The organism is Embleya australiensis, from assembly GCF_051903075.1.
In the GTDB taxonomy this organism is placed as follows: domain Bacteria; phylum Actinomycetota; class Actinomycetes; order Streptomycetales; family Streptomycetaceae; genus Embleya.
The window spans coordinates 5637613-5660136 of the sequence record NZ_CP182422.1 but is presented as its reverse complement, the minus strand read 5'-3'; the positions used below and the strand labels follow the sequence as shown (position 1 = coordinate 5660136).

Sequence of the window (22524 nt, the reverse complement as noted above, 5' to 3'; positions counted from 1 at the left end):
GGACTCACGACTGGAACGCTCGCCGCACGAGCGCGGCCACCTGTCCCCGGCGGAGCGTGTCGTGCCAGGTGAAGCGCAGCACCAGGGCGCCCACGAGGGCGAGTTCGTTGGCTCTGGCCCGATCGCGAAACAGCGCGTCGGGTCGCGAGTGCACGTCCATGCCGTCCGCCTCCGCGAAAACGGGCCGCAAGCCCGTGAGCCACGCGAGGTCCACCCGGGCCCGACCGCCGCCGGGCAGGGCGACCTCGTGCTGCAACTCGTCCGGCGCGACCCCGCCGCGCACGCAGTCGAGCCGTACCCGCGACTCCAACGGGCTCTCGGCTCGCCCGTCCGCGATCGCGAGCAGGGGTCGCACCCGGCCCGCGCCGGGACGGCCCGCCGACGCCCGCTCGATCCCCGCGAGGTCCGCCTCCTCCACCAGCCCCAGGTGCAGCGCCGAGTCGAGCACCGCGAGACCTTCCTCGGGCGACAACCTCGGAACGAGGTCGGCGAGCGTGCGCACCGGCGTCGTCACCGGCAGGCCGTCCACCGTCACGACCTCGTCGGTTCGCAGCCGGCGGCGGTACGCCACGATCCCCGGCCCACCACGACGCGAGGCGGTGTCGGGCGTCGCCACGTGCACACATGCCTCGTGTGGCACGCCACGCATCCCGTGCATACGGGCCGCACTGTGCAATACGGCGACGGCCCGCTCTCCATACGCCGCGAGCCCGGCGCGCAACAACCCGCGCGAGGAGAGCACACATCGATCGGCATCGACGTGCCCCACGCCGCGCGCGATCTCGCGCACCTTCCCAGCGTTCACGAGCCTTCGCCACACCTGTCCGGATACTCCGGCGGATGTCGCTCGCTCCCGTGTCACCACTCCGTCGTACTGCCATGCCAGCTCCCGAAGGACTCGTAGGGCCTCTTGCATTCCCGGATCCTGGTCCGTGCGGCCTGCCGTGTGCTGCCGGCGACGGGGAGCTGTGGACAATCGGGCACTTGTGGACAACTTGAGGCGCGCTTTGCCGGATTCGCGGATGATCTTCAGCTGCTCGACATCTTCATGATCATCGAGGGCCGCCGAACGGCCGGCCCCAACCGGTGTGATGGGCACGTCCCCACTGCCTCCCGTCCCGAGGATCGCCATGCCCGACATCCGCAAGCACCGGCGCATCGCCGCCGTGTGCGCCGCACTCGCCCTCACCGCGGGCGCGAGCGCCGCGTACGCCGAGAGCCGCCCCACCCCCCGCGCAGCCGCCCCCGCGAGCGCGGCCCCCGCCGCGCCCGCCAAGGTGTCCTTCAACGTCGTCAGCGACGTACAGGGCGACCTGGCGGACTTCGGCCGGGCGCTCGACCAGATGAAGGTCGTCAACCCCGACAGCCGCGCGCTCGTGGTCAACGGCGACATCACACCGCGCGGCTACAAGGCCGAGTACGACCAGGTGAAGCAGGTCCTGAACTCGCGCCCGCACCCGGCGAACACGTACTTCACGATCGGCAACCACGAGTTCTACGTGCCCAAGTACTGCAACCCGGACAAGCTGTGCCAGGAGACCTGGCCGAACGGCACGACCGAGCAGTCGCTGTTCCAGAACTTCTATGACTTCACCGGCCTCGACAAGGTCTACTACGAGCGCGTCGTCGACGGTGTGCCGATGTTGTTCCTCGGCACCGAGAAGTACATGAAGTACAGCGATCCGTCCAAGTGGGACGAGGTGTGGTTCAGCGAGGAGCAGCTGACCTGGCTCGAGCAGCGGATGAACTACTGGGAGGCGCAGGGCAAGCCCACGTTCGTGTTCTCGCACCACGTCCTTCCGGACACGGTGTCGGGCACGCGCAACAAGCTCTACAAGTCGGACTACCTCCAGGCCGACCGGCTCATGAACATCCTGGGCGCCCACAAGGACGCCGTGCTGTTCACGTCCCACACGCACTGGGATCTGAACCTGTCCGACTGGGCCGTGCGCAAGGTCGTGCCGGGGACCGGCAACCTCGAAGGCTTCACGGTCGTCAACACCGGCGCCGTGCAGACCCAGTGGACCGACAACGGCTCCGGCGGCGAGAGCGCGCTGGACGGGCTGGAGAACAGCGGGCTTCAGGTCGAGGTCGCGAACGACCGGGTGACGATCAAGGCGCGCGACTTCCGGCGCAACCAGTGGATCAAGGAGCTGAACGTCCAGCTCCACACCAAGTGCGCGGCGGCCAAGCCGTGGACGGAGTCGATGACGTACAACAACGGCGACACCGTGGTGTGGAACAACCGCACCTGGCGCGCCAAGTGGTGGACGCGCGGCGAGACACCGGGCACGACCGGCCCGTGGGGCGTGTGGGAGGACCAGGGCGCCTGCTGATCGGCTGCGACCGAGTCGATGGGGGTGGGACCGTGCCGGGGGCGGTCCCACCCCCCATCCGTGCCGCCGAATCCGCGGACAGCGGCGCGACGACGGCGCGGCGCCACGTGCTCTGCGCGTCGGGTCGAGCGCACGCGAGCGCTATCGGGGCCCGGCACGAGGTCCGGCCGTTGTCGAGCCGGGCGGCGCGGGCAGGACTTCCGCCGCGAGCGTCGGCTCCGCGTCGGAGGTCGAGGTCTCCGGCAGCGGAGGCGGCCCGATCGTGGGATCGACCCGCACGAGGGTGAGGTCGCCGTCGGCGAGCACACCCGCCCGCCGGCGCGCGGCCACCCATCGGGCGAGTTCCGACGGGCCGCTTGCCGCCGGTTCCCGCAGTTCCTCCCACGGCCGGCCGCCCGCCAGCGCCGTGCGCAGGAACCACGCGCCCGCCGTGTCGTTGGCGACGTACAGCAGGTCGCGGTCGGTCCAGGTGCCCCGCGCGCACCGCACCCGTCGGGCGACCGCCGCGGGATCCGCGCCGTTGCTGGTCGCGACATCCATCCGCCGAGAGGTCGGGAACACGCGCCAGAGCCGGTCCCCACGGACCTGGAAGAGGTACGCGTCACCGAGCACCGCCGCGGCCCACTGGCCCCGTCCCGACAGCCACGGGTGCGGTGCGAGGTGTGCGGCGAGGACTGCGGACGCGTGTGCCCCACGGGTCAACTTGCGGAGTTCGTAGGGCTGTACCGGCATCCCGCGCCGGTCCCGCTCGACCAGGTAGCGCCTGGTCAGGTCGGGCCATCGGTCCGCCGCCCGCGCCAACACGTCCGCGAAGCCCGTACCTCCGCACAGCAGCGGTGTGGGCGCCGCCCCGCAGGCGCGGACCAGGAGTTCGGCCCAGCGCCGTGCGAGCAGGCTCTCCGCGGCGCCGTCCGCGAGCGCGACCCGCAGGGCGCCGGGTCGGTCCACCCGGGCTCTTCTGCAGGCGGGCCCGGCCGGGGTCAAAAACCCCCGGCCGGCGCCGTCACCGATCCAGACCGCGTCCTCGTACTCGAGTGGTTCGCCTTCGTGCCGGTGCAGCGCCAGGACCGTGACGTTCGCGCGCACCGTGCCGTCTCCTCTGTGGTGGTACGAGAACCTCTCAGCCGCGTACGTCCGCGATCGGGTTGGGGATGTCGACGTAGACGGACTGGGTCTCCAACGGGACTTCGAGTTCGTCGAGACCCGCGACGCGGGTGAGCAGGTTGGCTTTGCACCGCAGTGTGGCACCGTCGAGGAGGCGGTCCACCAGCGGGCGTCCGGCAGGGTGATCGGTGCGGGTGCGCACCAGTCGGTCGCGGAAGATCGCGATCAACGCCTGTTCGTCCGCCAGTCCTTGCGCACCCATCGCGCCCACGAGACCGAGCACGTTGTTGATCGCCAGGTAGTAGCCGAGCCGTTCGTCGATCACATGATCGGGGCACCACGTGCCCAGATCCCGACCCGCGCCCGGGAGCCAACGCGCCAGACGAGCGCCCCGTTCGGCGGAGAAGTAGTAACCCTGGTTGCCCCGATAGCGACCGCCGATGGGACGGCCGTCGGTGTCCAGCACGACCATCGTGTTCTGCTGATGCGCCTCCAAGCCCAGGCCGTATTCACCGTGCAGCCACAGGATCGGCGCGACCAACACGTCCAGATAGCGCCGAAACCACGACTCCGCGGTCTCCCGCAGCGGTGTCGCGGTGCGCGCGGCGAGCGTGTACAGCACATCGGCGAGCATCGACCTGCTCCGCGCCAGATCCGGGCGCGGAGCGGACAGGCCCGCGATGCAGTGCACCCGATCGCGGGCGCCGAACGGGTTGTCCCGCACAACGAGTTCGAGCCCCGACTCGCCACGCCCGCCCGGGATGTCGACGGCGATCCAGCCCAGGTCGCGCAGCACGTCGAAGCCGGGATGGGCGGAATGCATGACCCGTTTGAGGCCGGCATCGAGCATCCGGTGCACCGCGAGACCGCGGCGCAGTTCACTGCGGTGGTTCTCGCGCCGGGAGTTGGTGATCTCGACACCGAGCGAGGTCTTGAGCATCACGGGCGCGCCGGAGCGGTAGACCGTGCGCAGCGAGGATGTCGCCGACCAGGCGGGACCGCCGGGTCCCAGGTCGCGCAGCAGGCCGCGATCCAGGAGGGCCGCGACGCCCGGGCGGGCGAGCACGTCCCGGGCCTGCCACGGGTGCGCCGGCAACGCGACCATGCCCGGAGGCAGGTTCACGTCGCCCTCGGCGAGGCCGGCGAGGACGACCGGCACAGGCCGCCCCAGGTCGCCGTCGTGAACCGCGACCGAGGGGTCGACGGCGAACCAGTGCAACGGGAAGGAGCCGCGGAGTTCCGGCGAGTAGCGCGGCGAGGAGGGTCCGTACATGCCCTGCCGGGATGCCGGCGAGGGGTGCATCGGGTGACCGAGCACGATCGACTGCTCGGTGCTCAGGAACGGTGTGTTCCCGGCAACGTCCTCGGGCGACTTGCGACGCTCGGAGAGGTGGTGTGCGATCCGCCGGGTCGAGTCGATGACCCGATCCGTCATGTCGGCGATGGCGGTGATCGAGCCGACGCGACCGTGCGCGGCCTCGATCGCGAGCAGGACCGCGAGCGTGGTGGCGTCCAGTGCGACGCCGCTGCTCAGTCGGACCGGTCCGAATCGGTGCATGCCGGTCTCGGATCGATAAAGGATCGGCGCGACGACGGTGCTGGCGGTCGCGGGCAACGGAAGCCGTAACGGGCCGTCCGCCGGTACCACCGTTCCGCTCTCGCGGATGCGGCAGCGCAGCAGATTTTCGATGGCCGCGTGATCGGCGGCGCGCCCCGGCACGGGATCGAGCAGCGGATCGAGCAGCGGATCGAGCAGCGAATCGGTCGAGACCCGGTCACCGGGGCCGGAGTGCCGCGCGGCGCCGAGTACCGCGCCGGTGCGCGGGTGTTCGGGTTCGACGTGGGCCGGATGGTCACGCGCCGGCGAGGGTTCGTCGCCGGCGGGCCCCGGGATGGGCTTTCGAGGGCTGCCCGGTCGCGCCGGCTCCGGAAGCGCCTCCGCGGATGTCGACATGTGCGGTACGTACCTCCCCTGGTCTGCACGGCCGTGGGTCGGACTACGGTTCGGATCGTGGACGCGGTCCATTCGCCACCGCTCCGAGGGACGTTCACCGTACGGCAATCCGTCGGTTATCAGAATCATGTCCCGCAACGGGGCTGCGTGTGCGGGCTTTGCGCGATGGCGACCCCTCGTCATGATCCGCGACTCCGGCGGGCACGGCATCGACGGCGGATGCGAACTGCCACCCGAAACGTCGTCACCGAGCGGTCCGGAGGACTCCTCCGCACGATACGAACCTCCCGGTAAGAGCGACGTCAACGGCCGGAACAGGCGGCTCCGAGCCGGTTTCCGTCCGCCCGCGCCGGCCCGTGAACATGCCGGTGGGCCTGGGGCGGATCCGCCCATCCGCCGGCGTGGCGATCGGGACGGACGAGGGGAAGCCACGTGGCGCACCACTCACTTCCACAAGGAGCTTGCACCACTTCGGGACGGCTCGGGGCACTTGTGGAGGATATCCCTGCGACGATCGCGTGATCCGCCGATCACCATCACGCATCGCCGCCATGCGGTTACGATACGAACGCCCTTGTCCCGCAGGCGCCGAGGGTCGCATGCGAAGGGAATCTCCCGATCCATTCCGCGCGTCCGCGCGGGAGCCCGCACCCGCAGGGGGTGTCCGTCACCGTCCGACTCTGCCGATCTCACGCGCCCTTACGACGAGTTCGACCGCACGCGGCCTCCGTGAACGCGGTGCGCCCGCACCCGCGGGGAGGGAATCAGGCGACCGGCCACGGCAGAATCACCCACAGCGTCTTGCCGTCCGGGTGGGCCTCGATGTGAATCTGACCGGCGAGTTCGGTGACGATATTGCGGACGATCAGCAGGCCGCGGCCCGACGTGTCGTCGACCGTTTCCAACAGGGCGACCGGACGGTAGGGATGGCGGTCGCGAACACCCAGCCACAGCCAGCCGTCGTGCACGGTGCACGTCACCGAGACCTCCGGCGACAGTACGGCCGCGTGTTCGACGGAGTTGGTGATCAGTTCGGAGGCGACCAACTTGAGGGCGTAGCCCAGGTCGTGCCCGTAGGGCAGTCCCCAGTAGGTCAGATGGTCGGCGAGGGCACGCCGGGCCTGTGCGACGGAGGCGGGTTGGGCGGGCAGGGTGAACCAGCAGGATCGCTCGTATCCCGTTCCCATGTCACCCCTTTCGGCACCGCGCCTCAGCGTACTGACCGGCGCGCTTGCGGGCGCACGGTTGACGATTCGTCATATCGCTACGATTCGATGATCGGTCGCGTGTGTGAGCGAAGGTCGACATGGGCAAGACCATCGCAGTCCACGTCCCTCCCGGCGTGTGATTGTGAGCGCCGAACAACGGCATTCCTTCGCGAATGACCGGATTGTGCACGGTGCGGATTCCAGAAGGGTGACTACCTGTGGTGGAAGATCTCGATGCCGTCGAACAGGCCATGCTGGCCAATCTCCTCGACGGTCGGCGGCCTCGTCGGCGCAGTTCGGAAACGCCGACCCGGTCCAATCGACAACACCAGCCGCCGCAGCAGCGCCGTCAGGCGCAGTCGGTGCCGCGCGCGGTCATCCCGGCGCCGGCGCCCACCGCGGCTCCCAATCGGGACGCTACGCGCGTACTCGACATCGGTCGGGTGATCAAGCAGATCGACCCCCGGACCACCCCCGAGCAACGCCACGCGATGGCGACGAGTTGGACCCAGCTGGACCTGACGGCGGCCCAGGTGTTGGCCTGGCTGACCGCCGGCATCCTGCCCACCGAGTACAAGCTCGCGGCCGCGTGCCTGGAGCGAGGCCTGACCCCGCAGGACATGAAGACCCGCCTCGAGGGCGTACGCGTGGTGGAGCGACTGCGCAGCGAGGGCGTCGACGGGGTGGTGGCGCTGCTGCGCAGCGGTGCCGCGTAGGCGGGCCGCATCGAGGCACATCGCGGGCCCGGGCCGGGGATGATCATTGACATGGTTCATTACCCAGCCTAGCTTTTAGCGATGTGAAGGATTCGGGGGCGGGTACCGCCGCCCCACCCACTCTGACGCATCGCCAGATCTTGCTGGTCTTTTGCGGGTTGATGCTCGGCGTCATGCTGGCATCGCTCGACGCGACCATCGTTTCGACGGCGATGCCGACGATAGTCGCCGACCTCGGCGGGCTCGAACATCTGGCGTGGGTGACCACCGCGTACACCCTTGCCACCGCCGTCTCGATTCCGCTGTACGGCAAGCTCGGTGACGTACACGGCCGCAAGCGGCTCTTCCAGTTCGCCATCGTGGTCTTCCTCGCGGGCTCGATGTTGTGCGGAATCGCCCAGTCGATGGGGACCCTGATCGCCTTCCGGGTGATCCAGGGGCTCGGCGCCGGCGGGCTCATGAGCAACGCGCAGGCCATCATCGGCGATCTGGTGCCACCTGCGGAGCGCGGTCGCTACCAGGGGTTCATCGCGTCCACGGTCGCGTTCTCGACCGTGTGTGGGCCCCTGATCGGCGGCTTCTTCACCGAGGCACTGTCGTGGCGGTGGGTGTTCTATGTGAACATCCCACTGGGCGCGGTGGCTCTGATGGTCACGTCGGTGGTGCTCAGGCTGCCGCGCAAGGCGTATACCAAGCGTCCGTTCGACCGTTGCGGGCTCGCTCTGCTCACCTGCGGGACCAGCGCACTGATCCTGTTCACCAGCTGGGGCGGAACGCAGTACGCCTGGATCTCCGCACCGAGCCTGGCCCTGGCCGGCACGGCGGTCGCCATGCTCGCGGCGTTCGTCCTGGTCGAGCGGCGCGCGGCCGATCCGTTGATCCCCCTGCGGCTGCTCTCGCGCAATACGATCGTGCGCGTCGCGTGCCCCCTGACCATGGTCACCGGGTGCCTGACCATCGGGATGAGCACCTTCCTGCCGATCTACCAGCAGATCGTGCGCGGTCACGGGCCGACCGAGTCGGGGCTGCTGCTCGCACCGATGATGCTCTCGATGATGGTCTGTTCGACACTGACGGGTCGGTTGATCTCGCGGATCGGCAAGTACAAGCGTTTTCCCCTGATCGGCACCCTGCTCGCCGCGGCCGGGCTCGCGGTGTTGTCACTGCTCGGCACCGACAGCCCGTACCGGCATCTGCTGATCGGACTGATGGTGCTGGGATTCGGCCTCGGCACGATCGGACCGGTCACCACACTCGCGGTGCAGAACTCGGTCGACCAGGCCGACATCGGCGTGGCCACCGGCCTCAACTCGTTCGCGCGCTCGATCGGTTCGGCCCTGGGCGCGGCCGTGCTCGGAGCGGTGTTCGCGCACGGGCTCGCCGACGGCGCCGTCGCGGGTGGGGCCGGCGAGAGCGGCATGGGCGTGACGCGGCAGGCGATCGACGCGTTGCCGGCGGGGCAACGGGAGGCGACACTGACCGGGTTCGCGGACGCTCTGGACGCGGTATTCCTGGCCGCGATCCCGATCGCGGTGCTCGGCTTCGTACTCGCACTGCTGCTGCGGGAGATCCCGCTGCGCCGAGGACCGAAGCGTCTGACGGCCGCGTCAGCGGACACCGAGCGCAAGCTCTCCGAGGCCGGCTGACAGATCGCGCAGGTCCTCCGCCGCGTCCCAGGCCCAGTGGTTGGGGTTGGCGGCGAGCGCCTCGTCGGTCTCCAGCCGGCGCAACGCGAGTCCGGCCAGGTCCGGGACCAGGTCGTGCCGGCCCCGCCCGCTCAGTCGATGCAGCACCGCCACCACGTCGCACACGCGTCGGGTGAGGCTGCGTTCGGGCACTCCCTCGATCAGCCGGGACAGGCCGTAGCCGGCCATCAGGCCCAGGATCATGCCGCGTATGGCCGGTAGGTCGTGCCGCTCCCGCGCCGGTTCGAACCGGAGCCACCAACGCGCCCACGCCTCCGGCTCGGTGGTCGCACGGGCCTCGAAGGCGCTACGGCGCGGCGGCGGGGACGTGGAGCACGAGGATCCGGCGCGCATCAACCGTTCGAGCGCCGCGTCGACCGCGGCCTCCAACTCGGGATGCGGCGAGGGCAGTCGGTCGGTGTCCCGAGTCTGCTCGGCGGCCGTCACAGTCATCGTCGTCATGCGATGTATTGGAGCGGAGGGTCGCGTTGCCGCGCCCTGCGATCACTCGAACGAGGGACACTGTGTCGTATGAACGAGTGGGAGCTGTGGCGCCAGGACGACAATGGCGCACGTTTCCGGATCCGGGGTTACGCCGACCGGGTCGGCGCGATCGCCGGGCGGTTGGTGATCGAGTCCGGAATTCCGCACAAGCAGGTGTACTGGGTGGCCGGGCCACGCGTCCCGACCTGCCCCGCGCCGGCCGACGCCGCAGACCTGATCCAGGCGCTGTCGGCGACTCCGGAGCCGTCGGCCGCCGCGTTCCTCGCCGCGTTTCGGCGAGTCGGCGAATCCTTGCGGAACGATGGTCGGTTGGAGCCCGACACCATCGCGGCCGTGTTCCGCGCCGCGTGGGACACCGCCGAACCCGCCCCCGAAGAGCGGGAGTCGGCATCCAACGCCGAATCCGGGTATGCCGACGATCCCCTGTCCGCACCCGGCCGGGCCCGGGAGCATCTCACCCGCGCCGCCGTCGCGTTGCGCATTCAGGACCCGCAGGCGGTCATGCGCTGGCAGGATCTGCTCGACCTCGTAACACACGTGCCGCGCTGACGGCGGTCGCCGGGCAGGGGTCGACCGGGGGTCGACGTCGCGGAGGCAGGGACGCCCATCGACTCAGGGGAAACGATGCGCGAACTCCAGGCCGGCGATGCGACGCGGATCGGGCCTACGCGATCATGGCCGACTCGGCACCGGCGGTATGGGGCGGGTCTATGGGGTCTGATCCAGTCGTATCTGGCCAAGGATCCCGAGGACCACCCACCCGCCCCACAGGTACTGACCTACCTCCAAGCACTCGGCGTGGACGCGCACTCGGCCCCGGACACATGGCTCCCCGAAGCCGTCACCACGATGCTTCCCGCCCACCGACCCCCGCCGGCTCCTTGCCCGCCCCCGCGCCGTCCGGCCCGCCCACGCCGGCTCCCCCGCCCGCTGCCGCCCCGCCCCATCCCGCTCCCCCGCCGACTCGCGCCGGGCGGCCACCCACTCGCTGCCCGCGCACCCGCCGCACGACACGGCCGTCCCCGCACCACCGCCGAGCCACGTATCGACCTACGCGTCCTCACCCTGCGCCGAACCCCGCAGGCGTGGTCGCGCGGGTCCGATCGCGGCCGCCGTCGTGGCCTGCCAGCCGGCCGCAGGCACGGCGGTAACCGTGCCCGGGCTTGTCCACGACGACTCCCCCGCCACCCATCGGACCGACCCGCCGGCCACGGACACCCCCTCGACCCGGCCCTCCGCCGGAGGGCGCGTGTCATCGGGCGGCGGCACCCCCGGCGGTACCGCCCCCATCGCCGCGACCGTGCCCACGACCGCCGGGACCCGCGCCGCGGCGGCCCCGCCGAATTCCGGCGGTGAGACGCGGCACAGCCTCCAGCGCATCACCTTCGCCGTGCCTGCGGGCTGGACCGTCGAGCAGGGCGTGGACAGCCCGAACGTGGTGTGCGTGTTGCCGCCCACCGCGCTTCTGGGTCGCCCGAACGACGGGTGCGCGGTGGACGGTATGGAGATCCGCCTGCCGGACCCGCCCGGTGACGAATGGGGGCGGCGCTGGACCTCGAATCCGGCTCCGGGTGGGTCTGGCAGGGCGACGGGTGGCGCCGGGGCACCATCCCTCACGGCAGCGCGTGGATCACGTCCTCGACGATCGCGGAACGAGGTCTGCGCCCGGTCTGGGGCAAGTCCGCCGACTACCGGCGCTGAACGGCCGGTTGCGACAACGGCTCCGCCTATCACCCACGTGTGTGGTGGTTGCCGGTCACGAAGCTCTCGATCGAGACCTTCGCAATGCCGCCGAGGTTGGACGCGACGGTCGATCGGATCGCCGCGTCCTTCGACTTCTCGAGCTACTCGGGCAGCCGGGGGTGACCGGCGGTCCCGACCGCGCTCACGGCTTCTCCCAGATCTCGAACGCCCGTACCGTGAAAGGCACATCGGGGACGAAGACGCCCTCACCCGGATAGGTGCTGAAGTCGCCTTCCGTGGCGCATTCCCGGCTCTGATACATCGTCACGTAGCGATCCATGCGGTTCGCGAAGGACAGCGCATCGACCCCCTCGGGGAGGGAGACGCACTGCTCCACGTTGGAGTCGGCCAACTCGAAACTGGCCATCGGTGCGCCCGCAAAGCCCGGAGAGGGCCAGAAGCACACCTGCCCGGGCGCACACGCGGACGCGGCGGCGGTGTCGGCGGATGCGCCGGGCGCTCCCGCAGCGGTCAACAGGCTCGTGGTCAAGGCCAGCGCGCAAACAAAACGGCGTCGCATGCGGTTCATGGGATGTTCCCCGTTCGTCGAATCCGTGCCCCGGTTCCGACGTGCTTCCACGGTCGCTCGTGGAGGGGGAGAACGCACGCGAATGGCGGTGAATTAGCTCTAAAGAGTGCACTGAAGATCAATATCCCGCGTCCGGGAACCGAGGTGCGAAACGTTTCGTCAGTGTAGGTATCGGCTTTACTGGGAGGCTGTCATGGCTGTTGTGTCCGTCCCTCGTCGCCATCTCGTCCGCTCCGCGCTCGGTGTCGCCGCCGTCGTCGGCATCGCCGCGACGACCGTGTTGTCCGGAACGGCGCAGGCCGCCGGCGCCACCTACCTCACCAACATCCGCGCCGGGGAACACTCCACCTACGACCGCGTGGTCCTCGATTTCTCCGCCGGCGTGCCCGCCTACGGGAGCACCACGAGCAGCGAGCTCTACCAGTGCGCGAGCGGGAAGCCGATCAGCTTCCCCAACAGCGCCGAGTACCTCGAGTTGGACATCGCGAGCGCCGCCCACGACGACAACGGCAACCCCACCTATACGGGCCCGCGCCAGGTGACGACCAACCTGCCCTCGCTCACCGGATATGCGATCACCTGCGACTTCGAAGGCAAGCTTAAGGTCGGCATCGGCTACAAGAGCAATGTGCACCAGGTGGTCACGTCCGTTCTGACCAACCCGAGCCGCATCGTGATCGACGTCCAGCGCTGATCGACTTCCGGCGCCGATCGGGGGTCGGCCGCTCGGTCGCCGCGACCGACCCCCGACCACGTGGTCATCCGCCGTTCGACCGCCGCCGGTTCGGCGGCGGTCGGCACCAGCGGCGAATCGACCGCGAGCGGATCCACGTCTCGGCGGACGGTGCCCGCGTGTCCGCCACGGCCCCGCCCTCAAGTCGGATCGGCCCGCTCAGATCCCGCCGTGGTGTCGATGGAATGCCTCGGCCTCGACACCGTCGTCTTCGGCGCCCACCGCCGTGCGTACCGCGTCCGACAGACCGCGCGCCCGCATCCGCCGCGGACCCGCGGCGACCATCGGATCGCTGTTCAGGTCCTTCAACAGCGCGACACACAACGCCATCATCACCAACACGAACGGCAACGCGACCAGAATGGTCGCCTGCTGGAGAGACTTGAGCCCGCCCGCGACCAGGAGTACGGCCGCGACCGCGCCGATCAGGGTGCCCCATACGACCACCAGCAGGCGGCCCGGCCTGAGCGAGCCCCGGCTGGTCAGCGAACCGAGCACCAGCGACGCCGAGTCGGCCCCGGTAACGAAGTACAGCGCGACCAGGACCATCGTCACGGTCGCGGTGACGCCGTACAGGGGCAGTGCGTCCAGCATCGCGAACAGCCCCGATTCGGGCCCCTCGGCGACCTTGGCCACCAGGTCGGCCGTGCCGGTCTGTTGCATCCGCAGCGCGGTCCCGCCCATCACCGCGAACCAGACGGTGCTCGCCCCGCTGGGTACGAGCAGTACGCCGATCACGAACTGGCGGACGGTCCGGCCGCGCGAGATGCGTGCGATGAAGGTCCCCACGAAGGGGGCCCAGGAAAGCCACCATGCCCAGTAGAAAATCGTCCAGGAGGCCATCCACGCGTCGCCGCCGAAGGTTCCGGTGCGGGTCGCCGTGGTCAGCAGGTCGTTGAGGTAGCTGCCGACCGAGGCCGGCAACACGCCGAGGACGTACACCGTCGGGCCGACCACGAAGACGAACAACATGAGCATCAGCGCGAGCAGCACGTTCGCGGTACTGAGCCACTTGACGCCGCGATGGATCCCACTGAACGCGGACACCACGAACGCGGCAGTCAGGGCCACGATGATCACCACGTGCAGTGTGGAGGTGTCCTCGATGTCGGTGGTGAGGTCGAGGCCCTTGCCCACCTGGAGGGCACCGAGACCGAGGCTCGTGGCCGAGCCGAACACGGTCGCAAAGATGGCGAGCAGGTCGATCGCCCGGCCCGCCGCACCGTCGGCATGCCGACCCAGGAGCGGTACGAATGCCGCGCTGACCCGATTTCCCCGACCGCGCCGGAAGGTCGCGTACGCGAGGGAGAGGCCGGCGATCGCGTAGATGGCCCATGGGTGCAACGTCCAGTGGAACAACGTCCATTCGAGCGCCGCCCCGGCCGCGCCCGGGGTCTCCGGGACCGCTCCCGAGGCCGGTGGCGGCGTGGTGAAGTGCTGGATGGGCTCGGCCACCGCGTAGAACATCAGCCCGATGCCCATGCCCGCGCTGAACATCATCGCGACCCAGGCTCCCGTGCCGAACTCCGGTTCGTCGTCGTCTCGGCCCAGGCGGATCCGGCCGTACTTCGACAAGGCGATGAACACCGCGAGCACCAGGAAGAGGTCGGCGGCGACGACGAACAACCAACCGAAATTGCGGATCGTCCAGTCGAGGCCGGTCGATGCCGCCGTATCGAGCGAACCCTTCGCGAAGACGCCCCAGAGGACGACGGCGAGAACAGCGGCGAAGCCGATGCCCGCGACGACCGGGTCCACGCGAGGCGCGGCTGCGGCGTCCCGGCTCGATCCGCTCACTGAGTCATCCTTTTCGTCCGCGTATGCCTCACATCACATCGTGCGGGCTCACGAATCGGGAGGAGGGGGACGCGCCGGGTCGAACGTCGGTGTCACTCCTTTGTCGCAGCCATCCGCACGGCCTCCGCCGTCGACCGGTGAAGCGCCACGATGTCGCGAATCTGCTTGTCCGGGTCGCGAATCCAGTCCCCGCTCCAGAGGCGGTACACAGTCCAACCACGCCGCTCCAGGCGGGCTGTCCGCAGCCACTCGCGCTCGCGCGCGGAGGGCGTCGCGAGGTAGACCGTGCTGCGATCCGTCTCGATCGCGACGAGCATCCGTCGCGAGCGCCGTCTGCACCCTGCGACTGCGTTCGTCGATGTCACCGAGTCTGCGCCTGCGCCTGCGGACACCGGCGCGCCGGCGCGCGCGGCCTCGACCGCGTCCTCATCCACATGAGGGGTGTCGCCGATGCGGGCTCCGAGGCAGCCGCCGGCGCCCGCAGGCGGGCCTGCGGGCGCGGGCGGAGCTGCGGGTGCGGGCGGAGCTGCGGGGGCGGGCGGGGCTGTGGAAGATGCGCTGGTGGCTGCGGTCGGATGTCGGTCGCGGCTTCCGCGCCCATCGACAACGGCATCCACCCCCACTCGCTCGCAGGCGCACGCCCCGACCCCCGCACCCAGGTCCGCCGGACGGTCGGGGAGCGCAATCACGACACCCGCAGGTCCCCCGAACTCGTACATCGGGTCGAGACCGGCCTCCCTCAGCCGATCGAGCACGTCCGCATGAAACACGTCCGGGCCGTCGACGTCGCGCCTGTTCCCGCCGGGCCGCACACCCGCGACCGCCTCCACACGCACCGGCGCCCTCGCGACCGCTGCCTCGCCCTCGGATCTCCCACGGCCGCACCCGCACCCGCAGTCGTTTGAGGCCGCGTGCCGTAGCACCGTTCGCAACATCCGTGCACCGCGTGCGCGCAGTCGGGTCGGGTCGAGTTCGCTCGCCTCGAAGGCGGTCACCACGATCAGTCGCCGGCGTGCACGGGACACCGCCGACGCCACGAGTGCGTCCCCACCGGGCATGGTCGCCGCGCCGAATCGATGGATCAGCCGACCCTCTCGATCCCGCTTCGCCCCGACGCTGAGGAGCACCGTGTCCCACTCACCCCCATGAAGGGCCGCCGCGCGACCCACCACGAGGTCCGGGCCCGAGTGCCCCGCCGGCAGTGCGGCCTGGATCCGGCGCGCCTGCGACCCACCCAGGGTGACGACGGCAACGCTCTCGTCGGGATGGCGTGCCCGGTACTCCCGCACCGTCTCGACCACCGCCGCGACATCGTCCTCTACCGACACGATGTGCCGCACGGCCACCTCCCCGTGCACGCCCGGGAGTTCGGCGGCGGTCGCCCCGCCCGAAGGCACCGCGAGCCGTTCGTCGAGGGCACGGTGCGGGTAGCCGATCCGGATCGGCTCGACGAACCGGCTCACCGACGCGAGCACCGACCGCAGGTCGCCTTCTGAACCGGGGTCGCCGGGTTCGACCGGGCCGTCCGGATCGCCGAGCCCCGGCCCCAGGGGGTCGCCGATCACGACGACCCGATCCGCCCGCAACAGCGCCGGGATCGCGTCTCGTTCGCTCACTGTCCCCGCGTCGTCCACCACCACCAGGTCGAAGTGCACGCCATCCGGCAACTGCCGCGCCGCATGCGGCGACATCACGTGCACCGGCACGCTTGCCGGCATCGCCTGCGACCACGTCAACCCACCCGAGAGTGCGACCGCCCCGGGTCCACCCGCGCTCGCAGTCGCCGCCGCTTGTATCCGATACCGATGCGCGTGCGCCTGCAGGCCCACCACTCCGCCGGGGTCGCCGGCGGTCGCGGCGTGTGCGAGTGAGGCGTACAGGAATCTCTCGTACTCGTCCGCGACCTCGTCCGCCGGCACCGTCCGCGCCGTCAGGCTCGCGACGAGCGGGGCGAGGCCGGCGGTCGCCAGGCGGGCGTACGAGCGACAGCGGTCCGCGAGCACCTCCGGCGACACGCCCTCCGCCGAGATCGACCGGGCGAACCGGTCGAGGTGGGCCGCGATGTCGGGCAATGAGGTGTCGACTGCCAGGCCCAGGATCGGGAACAGGGTTTCGGTGTACGCCGCGAACGCCTGCCGTTGGTGCTCCGAGTCGGCCCACGCCGGCACCATCGCGCGCAGGAACGCTGCCTCGGGCAGTCCGCCCGGCTGCTCCCGGAAGAGCCGACGCAGCGCCCGTGCCTCCGCCAGCGCGAGCCGCATCCCGCCCCGATCGATGGGAAAGCGGGTGTGCTCGCGCAGATGGCGGCGGACGGCGGGACGGCCGTACCAGTGCGTGGCCGCCAGCAATTGTCGGATCGAATACGGCCCGGCAAGGATTCCCGGATCGATGACGACCGAGAACTCTCGCACCCGCTTGACGAGGGCCAGACACGCGGCCCACTCGGCCGGATCGCGCGGTTCGGGCCGATCGGGATGCAGTCGGGCCTGCCCCGCGGCCGCCCGGATCTCCCGGAAGCGGGCACGCAACTCGGCGAGTTCGCCGACCGTGGCACGCGCCTGCTCGGGAGTGTCGATCCGTACCCCGTGCCAGACGCCGTCGCGCAGGCCGCCCGCGTGCGCGAAACGTTCGAGGTCGCGCCCGAGCCGCCGGGCTTCGCGTGGATCGAGTTCCGCCGCACACCGGGGATCGAGTACGGGCCCGGTCCACGGCGCCCGTCCGACGAGGTGGTCCTGAATCTCGCGCAGGGTCAGCCCCCAGGCGCCGAACGGCTCGACCATGGCACGCCTGTGCCGATCCAACACCGCGCCGTCGTCCGCACCCGCCCCCTCGCTCGCGCCCCGCCTCCCGCCCGCACCCGCACCCGCACCCGCACCCGCACCCGCACCCGCGAGTGGCACCCGTGCCCCGACCCCGACGTCGGCGAGTTCCGCCCACAACCGCCGTACGCCATAGCGCTGTCGCGTCACCACGAGCACCGAACCGCCGGTGTCGATCTCCCGCCGGATGATCATCGCGGCGGTCCTGGTCTTGCCCGTCCCGGCCGCGCCCACCACCACAAGGACGGGAGGACGGGCGGACGCAGCGGCGAGGATCCGCAACTGATCCGGGTCGGCGTCGCCCACCCACCCCGTCGCCTTCGCGTCGGGATCCGCCGCCCGCAGGGTTACCGCGGCCCCGGCCAAGGCCGCGACGACGCCCCCGCGAGCGGTGTACCAGCGATGCCCCGGATCGGCCGGCAACGGAAACCGCCCGTCCGCCCAGCGCAGCAGCGCGGCACCGACGACCTCCCCCTCACCATGCGCCATGTCCCGTCCTCCCTGAGGAAGACTCTCCTCCCGGACGGCACACGCCCGCAGCGGGCAATCCCTCAAACCGGGGCTCGGTGCCCGCCGTTCCGGAACCCACCCGGGCCACGGCGCGTCGATCGGCGCACGCACCGCCGGCGGCCGCTTCCGGAACCACCGCCCGGGCCCGCTCCCCAGGCACCCGACACGCCCCGTCACCCGCGATACAACCGCGCCACCACCTCCTCGATCGTCGGCTCGCGCACGGACACGTCCCGCAACCCACCGTCGCGCGCGATCCTGGCGATCAACTCCCCCGCAGGCACCCCGTCCAGCGCGAAGGTGACCCGGCGACCGTCCGCCTCGACGCCCTCGACCGTGACCCCCGGCATGCGCACGTCCAGCTCGCGCGCCTCGTCCAGATCGACCACCACTCGCCGGCGCGAGCCGTAGCGCGCGTGCAGGGCTTCCAGCGTGCCGTCGTGGACCACATGCCCCCGGTCGATCACGATCAGGCGTCGGCACAGGTGTTCGATGTCGGCGAGGTCGTGGGTGGTGAGCACGGTCGTCACCTCCCCGCCGGCGCCGATGTCCGCCAGAAACGCGCGCAGCGACTGCTTGCTGACCACGTCGAGTCCGATCGTCGGCTCGTCCAGGAACAGCACGTCGGGTCCGTGCAGGAGCGCCGCGGTGATCTCGCCGCGCATGCGCTGCCCGAGGGAGAGTTGACGCACCGGCGTGTCCATGAACTCGTCCAGTTCCAGCATCGCCCGGCATCGCTTCAGCCGGGCCTCGTGTTCGACGCGCGGCACCGTGTACACCGCGCCCAACAGCCGGAACGACTCGCGCAGCGGCAGGTCCCACCACAGTTGCGAGCGCTGCCCGAAGACCACCCCGATCCGGCGGGCGAGCCGGCGCCGGCGGGGCACCGGCTCCAGTCCGCAGACGCGGATGTGGCCCGAGGTCGGGGTCAGGATGCCGGTCATCATCTTGAGCGTGGTCGACTTGCCGGCCCCGTTGGGTCCGATGTAGCCGACCATCTCGCCCCGGGCGATGCTCAGTGCGACGCCGTCGACCGCGGACACCGTCCGCGTTTCCCGCCGTACCCGGCCGATCTTGCGCTTGATCGTGAATTCCTTGCGCAGGTCGCGCACTTCGATCACCGTGTCGGTATCGATCATCGTCTCGGTCGCGGTGTCGATCACGATCCCGTACTCCTGTAGTGCCGAATCCCCGTCCGCCACACCAGCAGCGCGATCGCCCAGGCGAGCGCGGCGGCGGCCGGAGAGGACCAGGCGAGCCAGTTCGGCCCGCCGAGCGGATCCGCGTGCCCCGTCAGGAACAGCGCGGGCTGATAGCCGACGAGTGCGAGGCCGACCCCGTACCCGAACACCCGGCGCAGCACCCCCGGGTAGATCGTCGCCGGATAGCGGGCGAACTCCTTGCCGCCGTAGGTGAACGCGTTCGCGATCTCACCGGATTCGACGAACCAGAACGCGACGCAGGCGCCCAGCAGGAACACCGCCGCGAACAGCGCGCAGCCCGCGAGCGGGGTGAGCGCGAGCATCAGCACGCGCGCCGGTGTCCAGTCGATGTCGGCGTATACGAGGACTGCCACCAGCAGCACCGACGACTGCGCCACACGCCCGACGCGGCGCAACGCGAAGTCGGTGGCGAGCAGTTGCGGCAGCACCCGCAGCGGGCGGATGAGGATGGTGTCGAGCGTGCCCTTGCGGACGTAGGTGGACAAGCGTTCGATGTTACCCACCAGCAGGTCCGCGAGGTCGAACGCGAAGGCCGCGAGCGCGGACATCACCAACACCTCGCGCAGCCCGAATCCGCCGACCGTCGGCGAGACGCGGAACACCACCAGGACCACCGCGGCTTCGACGAGCGTGCCGAGCGCGCAGGACGCGACATCGATGCCGAACGACAACCGGTACTGGGTCTGACTGCGGATCTGGGCCCGCACCAGGCGCGCGTACGCCTGTCCGACTCCCGACTCAGCCACCCTGGATCACCAGCCTGTCGGTGGCGGCGCGCTGCACGCGCGACACGAGCGGGATCAGGATCGCGACCCACGCCAGTTGCAGGACGACGCTGCCGATCTGCTGTGCGGGGCCGGGACGTTCGACCAGCACGTCGAGCGGGATCTGGAACAACCCGGGGAACGGGGTGCCGAACCACAACACCACCTGCGCCCACTCGGGCAGGAAGCGCAGCGGGAAGAAGGTGCCCGCGAACACCCCGGAGGCGAGCAACCACACCGCACTCAGCCCGCGCGCGTCGAGGAGCCAGAACGCGCCGAGGTTGACCAGATAGCGCAGGCCGAAGCTGAGCACCGTGCCCAGGGTCAGCGAGATGACGAACAGCGGCACCGTGTAGACGCGATGCGGCACGTACAGGGTGAACATCAGGCCGCCGGCGAGGACGGGGACGACCATGCGGGCGAGGACCGCGTAGGCGGCGCGCCCGAGGTCGGCGGCCAGGAACGCTTCGAAGGGGTCGATGGGGCGCAGCAGATCGGCGGTCACGTCACCGCTGCGGACGCGGTCGGCGAGTTCGTTCCAGGACCACACGTGGACGACGCTGAGGATGCCCTGGCCGACCCAGACGTAGGTGGCGAGTTGGGTGGTGTCGTAGCCGCCCGGCCGGCGGCCGTCGTCGGCCAGGGCGCGCAGCAGCGAGTAGATCATCACACCGAAGACGATGTTGGTGAACAGTCCGGCGAGCGCCGCTTGGCGGTACGTGGACCAGCGGCGAAAGCCCGCGCCGAACAGCGCACCGAAGCGGTACACGCGGGCCCGGCGATCGGGCGGACGGTCGGGCCGCAGCGGGCGCGCGGAAACGAACGACATGGTGAAATCCCTTCCCCGGGCGGCGTGCGGCGTCGGCGGGGCCGAACAGGCACGCGAGTCCGGGCATACCGGAGTGACCTCGGTCGGAGGCGTGGGGATGCTCACTCTTGGTTTCGTTGCGCCGAGTCTGATGCGTGACGAACGCCGACTCCGGCCCGCAACACCCCGGGCAAGGCGAGCAAGAATAGCGGACACGCAGGTACGTTTCACCCAGGTTTTACTCACCCGTACGAGTGGGCACCCGATTTTTTCGCGCCAAGGGATGAACCGATGAGCACACTCGTGTGACGATCGTGTCCATGGTGCAGCAGTTGGGCAAGGGACAGAACACGCCGGTGACCCCCGCGAAGGTGCGCGCGGTCCTCGTCTGGCGGCCGGGGCCGGGTACACCCGGTCTGGACGCGTCGGCGCTGTTGTTGGGTGCGTCCGGTCGCGTCGCGAGTGACGCCGACTTCGTGTTCTACAACCAGCCGGCCCATCCGTCCGGCGCGGTGCGACACGTCGGGAAGGACGAGGGGACCTGGTCTCGGGACGCGCTGGAGATCGATCTCGGGTCGATTCCGGCGAGTGTGGATCGGGTGGTGCTCGCGGCGTCGGCGCACAACGGCACCTTCGCGGGCATCCGGGATCTGCACCTGCTGGTGAGCGACCCCGGGGCCGAGGCGGACCTGGTCCGGTTCGACATCGCGAACGCGACCGTGGAGACCGCCATGCTCGCGGGCGAGTTGTATCGCCGGGGCGGGGCCTGGAAGTTCCGGGCGATCGGGCAGGGCTACTCGACCGGTCTGGAAGGGCTCGCCACCGACTTCGGCATCTCGGTGACCGCCCCGCCGACGCCGCCCGCTCCCCCGCGGGTGCAGGCGCCGCCGCCGCCTCCTCCGCCGCCGGTGCAGCAGCCGGCTCCGCCCCGGCTGAACGTCCGCAAGCCGGAGCCGGAGCCGGCGCCGCGGCCCGCCTCCACGCCGCCGCCCGTCACCCGGCAGTCGCCGGCCCCGAGCAACCCGGCCCGGCCGCCGGTGCGGCTGAGCAAGGTGACGTTGACCAAGGCGTCGCCGATGGTCTCGCTGAGCAAGGAGGGCATCACCGGGAGTCGGATGCGGGTGAACCTGAACTGGGTTCAGGCCGCTCCCGGGCGCGGCATGCTCAAGCGGTTGATGGGGCCGACGGACCTCGACCTGTGCTGCCTGTGGGAGCTGTCCGACGGCAGGAAGGGGATCGTGCAGGCGCTCGGCAACTCGTTCGGCTCGGCCGACTCGCCCCCGTACGTGTACCTCGACGGCGACGACCGCACGGGCGCCAATGCCGCCGGCGAGAACCTGTTCATCAACCTCGATCACAAGAGCAGCTTCAAGCGCCTGTTGATCTTCGCGTTCATCTACAAGGGTGTGACGTTCGACGACGCACAGGCGGTGGTGACGGTGACGCCGGCGACCGGACCCGAGCTGGAGATCCGGCTCGACGAGACCGGCGGCGCGGCGCGGTCGTGCGCGATCGCGCTGGTGCAGAACCAGGGTGGGGATCTGACGATCCAGCGCGAGGTGCGCTACATCAAGGGCAACCAGGAGAAGGTCGACCAGGCGTACGGCTGGGGCCTGCAGTGGCGGGCGGGCACGAAGGACTGACGCGAAGCCGACACCCGCGCCCAGGCTCGCGCACGTCGCGGGCGCGGGTGCGGGTGCGACCGCGGGCGCGGGCGCGGGTGGTTCACAGGCATGGACTCTGTCGCAGGCGCACGGGCGGGGAAAGCGGTCGCAGGTGCGGCTTCTGTCGCGATTGCGGCCGCAGGCGCACGGGAGCGCTCGCGAGTATGCACTCGGTCGCGGGCGCAGGCGTACGAATGTGGTCGCGGGCGTGGATTCGCGGCGGCCGAGGCCAAGGCGCGCCGGTGGTCGCAGGAGCGTTCGGTCGCAGGTGCAGGCGCGGGCACCCTTCCGGTCGCGAGGGTGATCACGGGTAGTCGCGGGCGCAAGGCATCGTCACGGTCGCAAGTGCCATCACGGCAGTCGCGGGCGCAGGCACCGTCACGATTGCCAGTGCGATCACGGCAGGCGCAGGCGCAGGCCCCGGAAG

The 22524-nt window shown here is 70.6% G+C and carries 19 protein-coding genes; 7 read left to right on the top strand and 12 right to left on the bottom strand.

Features of this window, described 5'->3' with window-relative positions; translation table 11 throughout:
- Positions 1-4: 4 nt before the first annotated feature.
- Positions 5-805, bottom strand: a complete 801-nt coding sequence (locus tag ACMXN5_RS24520) for a hypothetical protein (RefSeq protein ID WP_439677008.1) — start codon at positions 803-805, stop codon at positions 5-7.
- A 325-nt stretch (positions 806-1130) separates the two neighbouring features.
- Between ACMXN5_RS24520 and ACMXN5_RS24515 the strand changes: the two genes are divergently transcribed.
- The gene (locus tag ACMXN5_RS24515) at positions 1131-2336 is read left to right on the top strand and encodes a DUF4073 domain-containing protein (protein ID WP_439677007.1); all 1206 of its coding nucleotides are present in this window, start codon (positions 1131-1133) and stop codon (positions 2334-2336) included.
- A 141-nt stretch (positions 2337-2477) separates the two neighbouring features.
- On the opposite strand, the gene ACMXN5_RS24510 is transcribed toward ACMXN5_RS24515, so the two are convergent.
- The 3 genes from ACMXN5_RS24510 to ACMXN5_RS24500 all read right to left on the bottom strand — a co-directional run bounded on the left by ACMXN5_RS24510 (position 2478) and on the right by ACMXN5_RS24500 (position 6581).
- A complete protein-coding gene (locus tag ACMXN5_RS24510; RefSeq protein WP_439677006.1) occupies positions 2478-3422 on the bottom strand; it encodes a hypothetical protein in 945 nt (314 codons plus the stop codon).
- A 34-nt stretch (positions 3423-3456) separates the two neighbouring features.
- Positions 3457-5394, bottom strand: coding sequence for an IucA/IucC family protein (locus ACMXN5_RS24505; RefSeq protein ID WP_439677005.1), 1938 nt, complete (start codon positions 5392-5394; stop codon positions 3457-3459).
- 764 nt (positions 5395-6158) lie between these two features.
- On the bottom strand, positions 6159-6581 hold the full coding sequence (locus tag ACMXN5_RS24500; protein ID WP_078974902.1) for an ATP-binding protein: 423 nt from the start codon (positions 6579-6581) through the stop codon (positions 6159-6161).
- A gap of 242 nt (positions 6582-6823) precedes the next feature.
- Between ACMXN5_RS24500 and ACMXN5_RS24495 the strand changes: the two genes are divergently transcribed.
- Both ACMXN5_RS24495 and ACMXN5_RS24490 read left to right on the top strand, forming a co-directional pair.
- The gene (locus ACMXN5_RS24495; RefSeq protein WP_380042770.1) at positions 6824-7318 is read left to right on the top strand and encodes a hypothetical protein; all 495 of its coding nucleotides are present in this window, start codon (positions 6824-6826) and stop codon (positions 7316-7318) included.
- An 83-nt stretch (positions 7319-7401) separates the two neighbouring features.
- Positions 7402-8964, top strand: a complete 1563-nt coding sequence (locus ACMXN5_RS24490) for an MDR family MFS transporter (RefSeq protein ID WP_395791143.1) — start codon at positions 7402-7404, stop codon at positions 8962-8964.
- Here the strand turns inward: ACMXN5_RS24490 and ACMXN5_RS24485 are convergent.
- Positions 8926-9465 carry a hypothetical protein gene (locus ACMXN5_RS24485; RefSeq protein WP_439677004.1) on the bottom strand — a complete coding sequence of 180 codons (540 nt, stop codon included), beginning with the start codon at positions 9463-9465 and terminating at the stop codon, positions 8926-8928. The genes ACMXN5_RS24490 and ACMXN5_RS24485 overlap by 39 nt on opposite strands.
- Before the next feature lie 69 nt (positions 9466-9534).
- Between ACMXN5_RS24485 and ACMXN5_RS24480 the strand changes: the two genes are divergently transcribed.
- Entirely contained in the window at positions 9535-10056 is a 522-nt protein-coding gene (locus ACMXN5_RS24480; RefSeq protein ID WP_439677003.1) for a hypothetical protein, read from the top strand.
- Between the two features lie 501 nt (positions 10057-10557).
- On the opposite strand, the gene ACMXN5_RS24475 is transcribed toward ACMXN5_RS24480, so the two are convergent.
- On the bottom strand, positions 10558-10965 hold the full coding sequence (locus tag ACMXN5_RS24475; protein WP_439677002.1) for a hypothetical protein: 408 nt from the start codon (positions 10963-10965) through the stop codon (positions 10558-10560).
- A 78-nt stretch (positions 10966-11043) separates the two neighbouring features.
- Here ACMXN5_RS24475 and ACMXN5_RS24470 point away from each other — a divergent pair, with 78 nt between their 5' ends.
- Entirely contained in the window at positions 11044-11208 is a 165-nt protein-coding gene (locus ACMXN5_RS24470; RefSeq protein ID WP_439677001.1) for a hypothetical protein, read from the top strand.
- Positions 11209-11392: 184 nt separating this feature from the next.
- Here the strand turns inward: ACMXN5_RS24470 and ACMXN5_RS24465 are convergent, their stop codons facing one another.
- Positions 11393-11779, bottom strand: a complete 387-nt coding sequence (locus ACMXN5_RS24465) for a peptidase inhibitor family I36 protein (RefSeq protein ID WP_439677000.1) — start codon at positions 11777-11779, stop codon at positions 11393-11395.
- A gap of 193 nt (positions 11780-11972) precedes the next feature.
- On the opposite strand from ACMXN5_RS24465, the gene ACMXN5_RS24460 reads away from it, so the two are divergent.
- On the top strand, positions 11973-12473 hold the full coding sequence (locus ACMXN5_RS24460) for an AMIN-like domain-containing (lipo)protein (protein ID WP_439676999.1): 501 nt from the start codon (positions 11973-11975) through the stop codon (positions 12471-12473).
- 198 nt (positions 12474-12671) lie between these two features.
- Here ACMXN5_RS24460 and ACMXN5_RS24455 read toward each other — a convergent pair whose 3' ends face one another.
- The 5 genes from ACMXN5_RS24455 to ACMXN5_RS24435 all read right to left on the bottom strand — a co-directional run bounded on the left by ACMXN5_RS24455 (position 12672) and on the right by ACMXN5_RS24435 (position 20454).
- Positions 12672-14309: a BCCT family transporter gene (locus ACMXN5_RS24455; RefSeq protein ID WP_439676998.1), complete on the bottom strand. Its 1638-nt coding sequence runs from the start codon at positions 14307-14309 to the stop codon at positions 12672-12674.
- A gap of 92 nt (positions 14310-14401) precedes the next feature.
- A complete protein-coding gene (locus ACMXN5_RS24450) occupies positions 14402-17617 on the bottom strand; it encodes a hypothetical protein (RefSeq protein WP_439676997.1) in 3216 nt (1071 codons plus the stop codon).
- 194 nt (positions 17618-17811) lie between these two features.
- The gene (locus ACMXN5_RS24445) at positions 17812-18777 is read right to left on the bottom strand and encodes an ABC transporter ATP-binding protein (RefSeq protein ID WP_439678069.1); all 966 of its coding nucleotides are present in this window, start codon (positions 18775-18777) and stop codon (positions 17812-17814) included.
- A 20-nt stretch (positions 18778-18797) separates the two neighbouring features.
- A complete protein-coding gene (locus ACMXN5_RS24440) occupies positions 18798-19607 on the bottom strand; it encodes an ABC transporter permease (RefSeq protein ID WP_439676996.1) in 810 nt (269 codons plus the stop codon).
- Positions 19600-20454, bottom strand: a complete 855-nt coding sequence (locus ACMXN5_RS24435) for an ABC transporter permease (protein ID WP_439676995.1) — start codon at positions 20452-20454, stop codon at positions 19600-19602. The genes ACMXN5_RS24440 and ACMXN5_RS24435 overlap by 8 nt, the downstream gene beginning before the upstream one ends.
- 299 nt (positions 20455-20753) lie before the next feature.
- Between ACMXN5_RS24435 and ACMXN5_RS24430 the strand changes: the two genes are divergently transcribed.
- Positions 20754-22076, top strand: coding sequence for a TerD family protein (locus ACMXN5_RS24430; RefSeq protein ID WP_439676994.1), 1323 nt, complete (start codon positions 20754-20756; stop codon positions 22074-22076).
- The last annotated feature ends 448 nt before the right edge of the window (positions 22077-22524 follow it).